General features: G+C 67.3%; 14 protein-coding genes. 9 read left to right on the forward strand and 5 right to left on the reverse strand.

The features are described 5' to 3' along the window. Positions 1-126 precede the first annotated feature (126 nt). The 3 genes from RALTA_RS03840 to RALTA_RS03850 all read left to right on the forward strand — a co-directional run bounded on the left by RALTA_RS03840 (position 127) and on the right by RALTA_RS03850 (position 3,725). A complete protein-coding gene (locus RALTA_RS03840) occupies positions 127-876 on the forward strand; it encodes an electron transfer flavoprotein subunit beta/FixA family protein (RefSeq protein WP_012352104.1) in 750 nt (249 codons plus the stop codon). A gap of 19 nt (positions 877-895) precedes the next feature. Further along, complete coding sequence (locus RALTA_RS03845) at positions 896-1,831, forward strand: electron transfer flavoprotein subunit alpha/FixB family protein (RefSeq protein WP_012352105.1); 936 nt, start codon at positions 896-898, stop codon at positions 1,829-1,831. Positions 1,832-1,940: 109 nt separating this feature from the next. Then, positions 1,941-3,725, forward strand: coding sequence for an acyl-CoA dehydrogenase (locus RALTA_RS03850; protein ID WP_012352106.1), 1,785 nt, complete (start codon positions 1,941-1,943; stop codon positions 3,723-3,725). Positions 3,726-3,800: 75 nt separating this feature from the next. On the opposite strand, the gene RALTA_RS03855 is transcribed toward RALTA_RS03850, so the two are convergent. Beyond that, complete coding sequence (locus tag RALTA_RS03855; RefSeq protein WP_012352107.1) at positions 3,801-5,105, reverse strand: D-amino acid dehydrogenase; 1,305 nt, start codon at positions 5,103-5,105, stop codon at positions 3,801-3,803. A 107-nt stretch (positions 5,106-5,212) separates the two neighbouring features. On the opposite strand from RALTA_RS03855, the gene RALTA_RS03860 reads away from it, so the two are divergent. Together RALTA_RS03860 and RALTA_RS03865 are read left to right on the forward strand one after the other, a co-directional pair. After that, positions 5,213-5,716, forward strand: a complete 504-nt coding sequence (locus RALTA_RS03860) for an Lrp/AsnC ligand binding domain-containing protein (protein ID WP_012352108.1) — start codon at positions 5,213-5,215, stop codon at positions 5,714-5,716. Between the two features lie 11 nt (positions 5,717-5,727). Then, a complete protein-coding gene (locus tag RALTA_RS03865) occupies positions 5,728-6,957 on the forward strand; it encodes a PA0069 family radical SAM protein (protein ID WP_012352109.1) in 1,230 nt (409 codons plus the stop codon). A gap of 319 nt (positions 6,958-7,276) precedes the next feature. Here RALTA_RS03865 and RALTA_RS03870 read toward each other — a convergent pair whose 3' ends face one another. The 4 genes from RALTA_RS03870 to RALTA_RS03880 form a co-directional block, all read right to left on the reverse strand. Next, positions 7,277-7,768 (reverse strand): NINE protein, encoded by a 492-nt coding sequence (locus RALTA_RS03870; RefSeq protein WP_012352110.1) that lies wholly within the window; start codon positions 7,766-7,768, stop codon positions 7,277-7,279. A 147-nt stretch (positions 7,769-7,915) separates the two neighbouring features. Next, on the reverse strand, positions 7,916-8,074 hold the full coding sequence (locus RALTA_RS30610; protein ID WP_012352111.1) for a hypothetical protein: 159 nt from the start codon (positions 8,072-8,074) through the stop codon (positions 7,916-7,918). Between the two features lie 287 nt (positions 8,075-8,361). Then, positions 8,362-8,757, reverse strand: coding sequence for a hypothetical protein (locus RALTA_RS03875; protein ID WP_012352112.1), 396 nt, complete (start codon positions 8,755-8,757; stop codon positions 8,362-8,364). A gap of 153 nt (positions 8,758-8,910) precedes the next feature. Next, positions 8,911-10,035 (reverse strand): PQQ-dependent sugar dehydrogenase, encoded by a 1,125-nt coding sequence (locus RALTA_RS03880; protein WP_012352113.1) that lies wholly within the window; start codon positions 10,033-10,035, stop codon positions 8,911-8,913. Positions 10,036-10,187: 152 nt separating this feature from the next. On the opposite strand from RALTA_RS03880, the gene rpsP reads away from it, so the two are divergent. The 4 genes from rpsP to rplS all read left to right on the forward strand — a co-directional run bounded on the left by rpsP (position 10,188) and on the right by rplS (position 12,476). Next, positions 10,188-10,439, forward strand: a complete 252-nt coding sequence (gene rpsP / locus RALTA_RS03885; protein WP_012352114.1) for a 30S ribosomal protein S16 — start codon at positions 10,188-10,190, stop codon at positions 10,437-10,439. 121 nt (positions 10,440-10,560) lie between these two features. Further along, positions 10,561-11,184, forward strand: coding sequence for a ribosome maturation factor RimM (gene rimM, locus RALTA_RS03890; protein ID WP_012352115.1), 624 nt, complete (start codon positions 10,561-10,563; stop codon positions 11,182-11,184). 42 nt (positions 11,185-11,226) lie between these two features. Beyond that, complete coding sequence (gene trmD / locus RALTA_RS03895) at positions 11,227-12,009, forward strand: tRNA (guanosine(37)-N1)-methyltransferase TrmD (protein WP_012352116.1); 783 nt, start codon at positions 11,227-11,229, stop codon at positions 12,007-12,009. A gap of 74 nt (positions 12,010-12,083) precedes the next feature. Then, on the forward strand, positions 12,084-12,476 hold the full coding sequence (gene rplS, locus RALTA_RS03900; RefSeq protein WP_012352117.1) for a 50S ribosomal protein L19: 393 nt from the start codon (positions 12,084-12,086) through the stop codon (positions 12,474-12,476). Positions 12,477-12,502 lie beyond the last annotated feature (26 nt).

A 12,502-nucleotide genomic window follows, 5' to 3' on the forward strand; every position in this document is an offset into this window, starting at 1 on the left:
TATGCCCGGCATCATTTTGCCGATAAAATAGTACGATCGTTCGAAAAACAGGAGAGCCGCCGACCCGGTGGTTATAATGACGAGCGAACAAAATTTCTGACTATCAGCTATCAGTGGAGTGAGCGCATGAAAGTACTCGTCGCAGTCAAGCGGGTGGTGGATTACAACGTCAAGGTCCGCGTCAAGGCGGACGGTTCGGGCGTCGATCTGGCCAACGTGAAGATGAGCATGAACCCCTTCGACGAAATCGCCGTGGAAGAGGCCGTGCGCCTGAAGGAAGCCGGCGTTGTCACCGAAGTGGTCGCCGTGTCGTGCGGTGTCACGCAGTGCCAGGAAACCCTGCGCACCGCGATGGCCATCGGCGCCGACCGCGGCATCCTGGTGGAATCGAACGAAGACCTGCAACCGCTGGCCGTGGCCAAGCTGCTGAAGGCGCTGATCGACAAGGAACAGCCGCAACTGGTGATCCTGGGCAAGCAGGCCATCGACGACGACTCCAACCAGACCGGCCAGATGGTGGCCGCGCTGGCCGGCCTGCCGCAAGCCACGTTCGCCTCGAAGGTGGTGGTGGCCGACGGCAAGGCCTCGGTGACCCGTGAGGTCGACGGCGGCCTGGAAACGCTGTCGCTGAAGCTGCCGGCCGTGGTGACGACCGACCTGCGCCTGAACGAGCCGCGCTACGTCACGCTGCCGAACATCATGAAGGCCAAGAAGAAGCCGCTCGACACCGTCAAGCCGGAAGACCTCGGCGTCGACGTCAAGCCGCGCCTGTCGACCCTGAAAGTGGTCGAGCCGCCCAAGCGCAGCGCGGGTGTGATGGTGCCGGACGTCGCGACGCTGGTGCAGAAGCTGAAGAACGAAGCCAAGGTTATCTGAGCGCGGGGAGAGAGAGAACATGACTGCACTCGTCATTGCTGAACACGACAATCAATCGATCAAGGGCGCCACGCTGAACACCGTGACCGCCGCAGCCCAATGCGGCGGCGACGTGCACGTGCTGGTGGCCGGTTCCAACGCCAAGGCCGCCGCCGATGCCGCTGCCAAGATCGCCGGCGTGACCAAGGTCCTGCTGGCCGACGCCCCGTACTTCGGCGACGGCCTGGCCGAGAACGTGGCCGAGCAGGCGCTGGCCATCGCCAACGACTACTCGCACATCCTGGCCCCGGCCACCCCGTACGGCAAGAACATCCTGCCGCGCGTGGCCGCCAAGCTGGACGTGGCCCAGATCTCGGAAATCTCCAAGGTCGACGCCCCCGACACCTTCGAGCGCCCGATCTACGCCGGCAACGCCATCGCCACGGTCAAGTCGGAAGACAAGATCAAGGTGATCACCGTGCGCGGCACCGCGTTTGATGCCGCCGCCGCCGAAGGCGGCTCGGCCGCCGTCGAAACCCTGCCGGCCGTGGCCGACGCTGGCGTTTCGCAATTCGTCTCGCGCGAAGTGGCCAAGAGCGACCGCCCGGAACTGACCGCCGCCAAGATCATCGTCTCCGGTGGCCGTGGCGTGGGCTCGGGCGAGAACTACACCAAGGTGCTGACGCCGCTGGCCGACAAGCTGAACGCCGCGCTGGGCGCCTCGCGCGCCGCGGTGGACGCCGGCTTCGTGCCGAACGACTACCAGGTCGGCCAGACCGGCAAGATCGTCGCGCCGCAGCTGTATATCGCCGTCGGTATCTCGGGCGCGATCCAGCACCTGGCCGGCATGAAGGACTCCAAGGTGATCGTCGCGATCAACAAGGATGCCGAGGCCCCGATCTTCTCCGTGGCCGACTACGGCCTGGTGGGCGACCTGAACACGGTGGTGCCGGAGCTGGTGGCAGCACTGGGCTGAGGCTTCGCCGGCCGCGCCGCGGCCGGCACGGACCGCCGAAGGCAGCAAGTTACGAGCCGTTCCGGGGGCAACCCGTGAACGGCTTTTTCATACATGTTGGGAGACATCGATGACCTACCGTGCGCCGATCAAGGACATGCTGTTCGTCATGAACGAACTGGCCGGCCTTGAGGCCGTCAGCCAGCTGCCCGGCTTCGAGGAAGCCACCCCCGAGACGGCCGAGGCCGTGCTCGACGAGGCCGCCAAGTTCAACGAGCAGGTGGTCGCGCCGCTGAACCGCGCCGGCGACCTCGACCCGAGCAGCTGGAAGGATGGCGTGGTCACCACCACGCCCGGCTTCAAGGAGGCCTTCCGCCAGTTCGGCGAGGGCGGCTGGCAGGGCGTGCTGCATCCGCAGGAGTTCGGCGGCCAGGGCCTGCCCAAGCTGATCGCCACGGCGTGCAACGAGATGCTCAACACCGCGAACCTGTCGTTCGCGCTGTGCCCGCTGCTGACCGACGGCGCCATCGAGGCGCTGCTGACGGCGGGTTCCGACGCCCAGAAGGCCACCTTCCTGCCCAAGCTGATCTCGGGAGAGTGGACGGGCACCATGAATCTGACCGAGCCGCAGGCGGGCTCGGACCTGGCCGCGGTGCGCACCCGCGCCGAGCCGCAGGGCGACGGCACCTACAAGGTGTTCGGCACCAAGATCTTCATCACCTACGGCGAGCACGACATGGCACAGAACATCGTGCATCTCGTGCTGGCCCGCACGCCCGACGCGCCCGAAGGCGTCAAGGGTATCTCGCTGTTCATCGTGCCCAAGTTCCTGGTCAATGACGATGGCAGCACCGGTGCACGCAACGACGTGCATTGCGTCTCGATCGAACACAAGCTGGGCATCAAGGCGAGCCCCACGGCGGTGCTGCAGTTCGGCGACCATGGCGGTGCGATCGGCACGCTGGTGGGCGAGGAAAACCGTGGCCTCGAGTACATGTTCATCATGATGAACTCGGCGCGCTTCTCGGTCGGCATGCAGGGCATCGCGGTGTCCGAGCGTGCGTACCAGCAGGCAGTAGCGTACGCGCGCGAGCGCGTGCAGAGCCGCCCGGTGGACGGGTCCGCGCGCGAGGCGGTGACGATCATCCACCATCCCGACGTCAAGCGCATGCTGATGACCATGCGCGCGCTGACCGAAGGCGCGCGCGCGGTGGCGTACGTGGCCGCGGCCGCCAGCGACGCGGCGCACCAGCATCCCGACGAAGCCGTGCGCAGGCAGAGCCAGGCGTTCTACGAGTTCATGGTCCCGGTGGTGAAGGGCTGGAGCACCGAGCTGTCGATCGATGTCACCAGCCTCGGCGTGCAGGTGCACGGCGGCATGGGCTTTATCGAGGAAACCGGCGCGGCGCAGCACTACCGCGACGCGCGCATCCTGCCGATCTACGAGGGCACCACGGCGATCCAGGCCAACGACCTGGTCGGCCGCAAGACCGTGCGCGACGGCGGCGCCGTCGCCCGCGCGATCTGCGCGCAGATCGCCGAGACCGAGGCCGCGCTGGGCCGGCACGGCGGCGCCGCCTTCACCGCGGTGCAGGCGCAACTGGCCAGGGGCCGCGCCGCGCTGGAAGCCGTGGTGGAATTCGTCGTCGCCAATGCCAAGTCGGACCCGAATGCCGTGTTTGCCGGCAGCGTGCCTTACCTGAAGCTGTGCGGCATCGTGTTCTCCGGCTGGCAGTTCGGCCGCGCCATGCTGGCCGCTGACGCGAAACGGGCGGACGATCCGGCCTTCCACGAAGCCAAGATCGCGACCGCGCATTTCTTTGCCGAGCACATCCTGTCGCAGGCATCGGGACTGCGCGATGCCGTGGTCAGCGGCGGGGCGCCGGTCAATGCGTTGAGCGCCGAGCAGTTCTGAGCGTTACGCGCGCAGGCGCATCGAAAAAAGGGCGACCCGCAAGGTCGCCCTTTTTGCTGGCGGGTCCGGCTTGTATCAGGCGGCCGCCGGGCGCGGCGCCAGGTGATGGCGCGCTGGCTTCAGGTAGCGGCTGACCGAGAGGTCGTCGGCGCGGATCGCGGGGGACTTGCCCGACACCAGGTCCGACAGCAGCTTGCCCGAGCCGCATGCCATGGTCCAGCCGAGCGTGCCGTGGCCAGTGTTCAGCCACAGGCCGCGCACCTGGGTCGGGCCGACGATGGGCGTGCCGTCCGGCGTCATGGGGCGCAGGCCGGTCCAGAAGGTGGCCTGGCTGACATCGCCGGCGCCCGGGAACAGGTCGGTCACCACATGCTCGAGCGTGCGGCGCTTGGCCGGGTCGAGGCTGCGGTCATAGCCGACGATCTGCGCCATGCCGCCGACGCGGATGCGGTCGTCGAAACGTGTCAGGGCTACCTTGTAGGTTTCGTCCAGCACCGTCGATACCGGCCCGCGCGAGGCATCGGTCAGCGGCACCGTGATCGAGAAGCCCTTGAGCGGATAGACCGGCAGGTTGGACATGCCGCGCAGGAACGGCTTGACCAGCTGCGTCGACCAGCTGCCCAGCGCCACCACCACCAGGTCGGCCGACATCGGCTCGCCATCGACCACGGCCCCGGTGACGGCATCGCCCTGGCTCATCAGGCCGTCGATCGAGCGGTTGTACAGGAAGCGGACGCCAAGCGTGCTGGCCATGTTGGCCAGGCGTTGCGTGAACAGCGCGCAGTCGCCGGTTTCGTCATTGGGAAGGCGCAGGCCGCCGGCCAGCTTGTGGCGGACGGCGGCCAGCGCCGGTTCGCTCGCGGCGAGTTCTTCGCGCGAAAGCAACTGGTAGGGAACCCCGGCCTGTTCCAGCACCGCGATGTCCTTGGCCGCGCCGTGCAGCTGCTCGTCGGTGCGGAACACCTGCAGCGTGCCTTGCTGGCGGCCTTCATAGGCAATGCCTGTTTCCGCGCGCAGCGCGCGGATGCAGTCGCGGCTGTACTCGGCCAGCCGCACCATGCGCTCCTTGTTGACGGCATAGCGCCCGGCGCTGCAGTTCAGCAGCATCTGCCACATCCATTGCAGCTGGAACAGCGTGCCGTCCGGACGGATGCTGAGCGGCGCGTGTTCCTGGAACATCCACTTGATCGCCTTGAGCGGCACGCCGGGCGCGGCCCACGGCGACGCGTAGCCGGGCGAGATCTGGCCCGCATTGGCAAAGCTGGTGCCGAGCGCGGGTCCGGCCTCGCGGTCGACCACGGTCACTTCATGGCCGGCCTTGGCCAGGTACCACGCACTGGTGACGCCAATCACGCCACTGCCAAGTACGAGAACGCGCATTTCGGGGGCTCCAACTGCGATGACTACGGTATAGAGGATTTGTCTCTATACTATTGAATGCATACCAGTCATAGTTACCGAATTTCTCAGGAAAACAGGAAAAACTCATGAGAACGAGTCGCCAGCCCCAGCGCACGCTCGACCGGCTCGACCGCAAGATCCTGACCGCGCTGCAGAGCGACGGCAGGATGTCGATGAAAGACCTGGCCGAGGCGGTCGGGCTGACCATCACGCCGTGCATCGAGCGCGTCAAGCGCCTGGAGCGCGATGGTGTCATCATGGGCTACTACGCACGGCTGAACCCGGCACTGCTGGGCAGCGCGCTGCTGGTGTTCGTCGAGATCTCGCTGGGAAACAAGTCGGGCAATATGTTCGAGCAATTCCGCCGCGAGGTGCTGCGCATTCCGGAAGTGCTCGAATGCCACTTGGTGTCGGGCGATTTCGACTATCTGATCAAGGCGCGCATCCGCGAGATCGGCGAGTACCGCCGGCTGCTGGGCGACATCCTGCTGCAGCTGCCGGGCGCGGCGCAGTCGAAGAGCTATGTGGTGATGGAAGAGATCAAGGAGACACTGGCCATCTCGGTCGAGGAGAAGAGCCAGGCCGCGTAACGAAGGCCAGCATGGAGCGCCCCCCGCCAAAACCCAAATCCCCCGCCAGACCCGCCGCCAGCGCGACGCGGCGCGAGGCCGATCCCGACGCCCAGGCGCCGCAGGCCGGCGCGCGCCCGCCCGTGGCGCGCAAGGGCCGCGGTGCCGTCAGCAACCTGCAGGGGCGTTTCGAGCGCGACCAGCGCGAAGCGTTCGACGACGGCTGGGGCCCTGCCCCGGAAGACATCGCCCGGGCAGCCGATGCCGCGCCGGCCGGGGACGACGCTCCGCTGCCGCCGCTGCGCACCGAGGTCCATGTCGAGCGCGCCCGTTCCGTGCTGACGCGCAATGCGTCGCCGGATGTGCCGTTCGATGTATCGCTCAATCCCTACCGCGGCTGCGAGCATGGCTGCATCTATTGCTTCGCCCGGCCGACGCACGCCTACCTGGACTTGTCGCCGGGGCTGGATTTCGAGACCCAGCTCTATGCCAAGACCAATGCCGCCGAGCGCCTGCGCGAGACGCTGGCGCGGCCGTCGTACCGCTGCGAGACCATTGCGCTGGGCGTCAACACGGATGCGTACCAGCCGATCGAGCGTGAACAGCGCATCACGCGCCGCCTGCTGGAAGTGCTGCACGACTGCGATCACCCGGTGGCGCTGATTACCAAGTCTTCACTGATCGAGCGCGATATCGACCTGCTCGCGCCGATGGCGGCCAAGCGGCTGGCGGTGGCGGCGCTCACCATCACCACGCTCGACGCCGGCATTGCGCGCACGCTCGAGCCGCGCGCGGCGACGCCGTCGCGGCGGCTGCGCACCATCCGCACGCTGACCGATGCCGGCATCCCGGTGGGGGTCAGCATCGCGCCGGTGATCCCCTTCATCACCGAACCTGACCTGGAGCGCGTGCTGGAAGCGGCGCGCGAGGCGGGCGCCGTGTATGCGAACTACATTGTGCTGCGGCTGCCGTGGGAAGTGCGGCCGCTGTTCGAGGAATGGCTGCAGGCGCACTTCCCGGATCGCGCCGAACGCGTCATGAACCGCGTGCGCGACATGCGCGAAGGCAAAGCCTACGATGCCAGCTTTGCCACGCGCATGCGCGGAACCGGCGTGTGGGCGGACTTGCTGCGCCAGCGCTTCTACAAGGCCGCCGAACGGCTCGGCTTCCGCTACAACCGGTTTGAACTGGATACTTCGCGTTTTCGCCCGCCGGTGGCGGGCCCCCGCGGCAAGGACGATCCGCAGGGTTCGCTGTTCTGAGCCTTCAGAGCGGCTGCAGTGGCCTGCTGGTCGCCGATCATGCTGCTGGCGAGTTCCAGCGCGGCCTTCGCGCTCGATGGCGGCAGTCCCGAGGACAGCGCCAGCCTGACGGCGATCGCCGCCAGGCGTCCTTCCTCATAGCTTGGCATGTCGATTCCTGCTCCTTTGCGCTGCCGGGGCATAGCCTCGCCGCGCGTCACGCCTCCAGGATCGGACGGCTCTACCAGTATGGGCGAATTGGAGGAAAGAGAAACCGGCGATTGCGGCCGCCTTGATCGCGCACAAGCGATGCGCGAGACGGGGTGCCAGCGCGCAGCGCCTATTGCGACAGTTCGCGCGCGGCCTCGACCTGCGATTCGAAGAAGGTCTGGAAGCTGATGGCGAGCCCCGCCATCAGCAGGCCGGTGCCGATCAGCAGCGACAGGATCACCAGGATCACCACCGGCCAGCCCGAACGCGTGGGTTTGCCGTGCGGGTTGAAGCGGGCATCCCATTTGTCGTCGGGACGCAGCCCGTAGACGATGGCCGCCAGGAAGGCGCTGATGACAGAAATGCCGCCGGCCACGGCAAAGGTCCAGTTCAACGCCGGAGCGCCCGCGCCGGTGGCCATGGAGGCCACGCCGATGGCGCCGGCCAGCAGCGCCAGCAGGTGCGCCCATCCATAGACGTCGCGCAGGCCGCCCAGGTAAAAGCGGTGTGCGCCCAGGCTACCGAACAGGAAGGCCAGCGCCACGGTCAGCAGCTTCGATTTGCCGCGCGCGGACGGCGCGGCGAGCGGGGAGGCGTGACGGGCTGGCGTGGCTGCGGACATGGTCGGGAATAGGGTTTCAAGCCTGGGCATGCGGGCCGGCGGTGCGCCGGCGCAGCAGCGGCGGCACAAGGGTACCGGCCGGCCCACATTGTACGCCGGCAGTCCGTCACACGAAGGGGGGTGCGTCAAAAGGCGCGGCAAGCGGCACTAATGCCAGCCGCTGGCAAGCAGGCCGCGGATGAAGGCGGACGCGTGCTCGCTGATATGAGTTTCGCTGTACAGCACCAGGGTCAGGATGCCCATGAACAGAACAGACAGCGATAGCTGGCCCGCATGTTCGGCCAGGTCGCTAAGCAGGGGTGACATGACAAACCTCACAGAATTATTGTCATTCTGGAGGCTGCGCCCGGGCCGTCTTGGTCGGGTCCGGCAGGAGGTGTCGGGCAGAGGCAGGTCAGTTCGATTGCCGTCCGCACATGACGGCACGCTGTGAGCCCCGGACAGCGCCGGGCGGCAGCCTGTGCGCGCGCCCGGAATCGGGGTGCACACTTAAGTAGAGACAGGCCGGGTGGGGGCGGAGTTCCGCGGCGCAGCGCGGCGCGGCATTCAGCCGGCTACCGGCGGGCCAGGGCAGGGGACGGCGTCAGCGTCGATCAGCGGCCGTTGTCGCGACCGCGCGCCTGCCAGCCGGGGCCGATCTGGCCTTGTCGGGGCTCGTTGCGGACGTCAGTGGCCGGGTTGCGCTCCTGACCGCGGCCGCGATTGTCGTCGCGGGCATTGGCCAGCGCGGCGCGGCGGCCGCTGAGGCGGTCGTCGGCGCGGGCACGCGCCTCCATCCGGTCGATCTGCGCCTGCACGTGCTCACGGCTTTCGGCGCGCACGCTGGCCGTTTGCCAGCCATCGCCAGCCTGGACCCGGGCGGGCCGGCCGTCGGAACGGATTTGTTGCCAGAACGCGACCTGGGCATGGCTGGTGGCTACCGCGCCGACCAGGCCCGAGGCCACCAGGATGCCAGCCACCAGGTCGCGCAGGAGAGAGCGGGTGAGCATGCGGATTCCCAGGGTCCTGTCGCGCTGTGTTGCTGTTGGAAGATGGGTTCATGGTACGCATGGGGCATCGGGGCGCCTATGCCAATCCCGTTACCGGTGTAACGGATTGTTTCGCACGCACAGAGCCCCGCCAGGCGGGGCTTTCCGCCGGATTCAGGGCTGGTAGCGGATGCGGTAAATCGCCCCCGCATGGTCGTCGCTGACCAGCAGCGAACCGTCCGGCGCGACCAGCACGTCGGCCGGCCGTCCCCAGGCCTTGCCGCCGCGCAGCCAGCCTTGTGCGAACACTTCCTGGCGCACCGCCTTGCCGGTGCCGTCCAGCACCACGCGCACCACGCGGTAGCCCGAAGGCTCGCTGCGGTCCCAGCTGCCATGTTCGGCAATCAGGACATTGTTGCGGTAGTCCGGCGGGAATTGCGTGCCGGTGTAGAAGCGCATGCCCAGCGCGGCGACATGCGCGCCCAGGCGCGCCACCGGCGGCACGAATTCGGAGCACGGACGCTTGCCGCCATATTCCGGGTCGGCGACGTTGCCGGCATGGCAGTAGGGGTAGCCGAAGTGCTGGCCGGGCGCGGTGACACGGTTCAGTTCGTCGTCGGGGACGTCGTCGCCCATGCGGTCGCGGCCGTTGTCGGTGAACCACAGTTCGCGCGTGGCGGGGTGCCAGTCGAAGCCGACGGTGTTGCGCACCCCGCGGGCCACCACCTGCAGGCCGCTGCCGTCGGTCTTCATCCTGACGATGTTGGCATAGCGGGATTCATCAGGCTCGCACACGTTGCACGGGGCGCCGGTGGCGACGTACAGGTAGCCGTCAGGCCCGAAGCCGATGAATTTGCCGCCATGGTGCCCGTCCGACGGGAAGCGGTCGCTCACCACCCTCGGCGCGGGCGGCTGGTCCAGGCGGGCCTCGATCTGGTCCAGCCGCACGATCTTCGAGACCGAGGACGCGTACAGGCTGCCGTCATGGAAGGCGACGCCGAGCGGATTGCGCAGCCCGGTGGCCACGGTGCGCACCCGCGGGCGCGCGCCCAGCGCATCGCTGACCGCATAGACTTTGCCTTCGCTGCGCGATCCCACGAAGAGGGTGCCGGACGGGGACATGGCCATGGCGCGCGCGCCTGGCACGTCGTCGGTCAGCACTTCGACGCGGAAGCCGGGCGGCAGGCGCAACTGGTCCAGCGGCAGGGCGGCCAGCGCGGGCTGGCTCGCTGCGAGGACCATGGCGAGCCGCAGCGTGCGGGGTACCATGCCAAGCATGAAGTGCAGAGCGGGACGCATGACTGGCCTCCTGTCGCGGTTTTTGCCACGATGCCTGCGCCGCGTTCACGCGTCAACCGCCTAAGTGTTTGTTTGGCCTCGGGAATTGGGCTATACTCTTGTGTTTCGTGTTCGAACGCCCTTGAACACCCCGTTTTCTGAGGAATCATTCCATGGTCGTTATCCGTCTGGCTCGCGGCGGCAGCAAGAAGCGCCCGTTCTTCAACATCGTCGCCACCGACTCGCGCAGCCGTCGCGATGGTCGTTTCATTGAGCGCGTTGGTTTCTACAACCCGCTGGCAGCCGAAGGTGAAGAAGGCCTGCGCCTGGCGCAAGACCGCCTGGCCTACTGGCAAGGCGTTGGCGCCCAGCTGTCGCCGACCGTTGCCCGCCTGGTCAAGCAAGGCGCCAAGGCTGCTGCCTGATTGCCGCCTGCAACGCGCCTTGCCATAACCGGCGGGGCGCGTTTGCATTGGTACATACGCACACGTGACTGAGCGAAAGCAGGACGCCGGGCGGCCGACGCGGCCGCCGCTGAACCGGTCCATGAACCGGCCGCAGGGCGAGCCCGCCAAGGCGCTCAGGCTGCCCGCGGCGCTGCTGTATGCCGAACCCCTGCCGGAAGACCTGGTGGAGGTGGGCTATGTCGGCGCTGCCTATGGCATTCGTGGCTGGATCAAGGTCCAGCCGCATGCCGACGACGCGTCGGCGCTGCTGCATGCCCGCCGCTGGTGGCTGCTGAGCCCGCCGCAGGCGGGGCTGGTGGCGGCCGACGCGGCGCGGTCCCAGCCCGTCTGCGTGAAGATCGCGCAGTCGCGCGAGCACAGCGGCACCGTGGTGGCGCAGGCTGCCGGCGTGGCCGACCGCAATCTGGCGGAAGCGCTGCGTGGCCGTCGCGTGTGGATCCGGCGCGCGGATTTTCCGGCGCCGGACGAAGATGAGTTCTACTGGGTCGACCTGATCGGCTGCAACGTCAGCAATGAGCAAGGCGAGTTGCTGGGCGAAGTGTCCGGGCTGATCGACAACGGTGCCCACCAGATCCTGCAGGTTGCCTTCGTGCAGCCCGACGGCAAGGCCGGTGAACGGCTGATTCCATTTGTCGACGCGTTCCTGCGCGAGGTGGATACCGCGGGCAAGCGCATCGTGGTGGACTGGGGACTCGATTACTGAGCTGTACCTGCGTAGCTGCGGGATAAGGAAGGGAGGGAGCGGATGCAGTTCGATGTGATCACGCTGTTTCCCGAAATGTTTCGTGCGCTGACCGACTGGGGCATTACCAGCCGGGCGGCCAAGCAGCAGCGGTATGCGTTGCGCAGCTGGAATCCGCGTGATTTCACTGTCGACAACTACCGCACCATCGATGACCGGCCCTACGGCGGCGGTCCCGGCATGGTGATGCTGGCCAAGCCGCTGGACGACGCCATCGATGCCGCGGTGGCGGCGCAGGCGCAAGCCGGCGTGGCGAAGCCGCATGTGGTGCTGATGTCGCCGCAGGGCAAGACGCTGACGCATGCCAAGGTCATGGAACTGGCCCGGCGGCCAGGCCTGGTGTTGCTGTGCGGCAGGTACGAGGCGATCGACCAGCGGCTGATCGACCGCCGCGTGGACGAGGAAATCAGCCTCGGCGATTTCGTGCTGTCGGGCGGCGAACTGCCGGCGATGGCGCTGATCGACGCGGTGGTGCGCCACCTGCCCGGGGTGCTGGGCGACGCGCAGTCGGCGGTGCAGGACAGTTTCGTCAATGGCCTGCTGGATTGCCCGCATTACACCCGGCCGGAAGAATACGAAGGCGTGCGGGTCCCCGACATCCTGCTCGGTGGCCATCATGCCGAGATTGAAAAATGGCGGCGCCAGCAGGCGCTGGCCAATACCGCGAGCAAGCGTCCCGACCTGATCGAGGCGGCCCGCGAACAAGGTTTGCTGACCCGCGCCGACGAGAAGTTCCTGTCGGAGTGGGCGGCGAAGGCAGGGCGGGGGGAAACTCCCGCCAGGTAAAACCCCATCCTCTGCCGGGGCCCGGGAAGTCCTGGGGCATACAACGCCGGCATGATGGTTACGGAGAAAAAACGATGAACCTCATCGAACAGATCGAGAAGGAAGAGATCGCGCGCCTGACCGCGAACAAGACCATCCCCGCATTCGCGCCCGGCGACACCGTCGTCGTCAGCGTCAACGTGGTGGAAGGTAACCGCAAGCGCGTGCAGGCCTACGAAGGCGTCGTGATTGCCAAGCGCAACCGCGGCCTGAACTCGTCCTTCATCGTGCGCAAGATCTCGTCGGGTGAAGGCGTGGAGCGTACGTTCCAGCTGTACTCGCCGCTGATCGCCGGCATCGAAGTGAAGCGCCGCGGCGACGTGCGTCGCGCCAAGCTGTACTATCTGCGCCAGCGTTCGGGCAAGTCCGCACGTATCAAGGAAAAGCTGGTGTCGAAGGCTGCCGCCGCTGCCAAGGCCGCGGAGTAAGCCGGACATGCCGGCCGGGGCGACCC

Source organism: Cupriavidus taiwanensis LMG 19424 (genome assembly GCF_000069785.1).
GTDB lineage: Bacteria > Pseudomonadota > Gammaproteobacteria > Burkholderiales > Burkholderiaceae > Cupriavidus > Cupriavidus taiwanensis.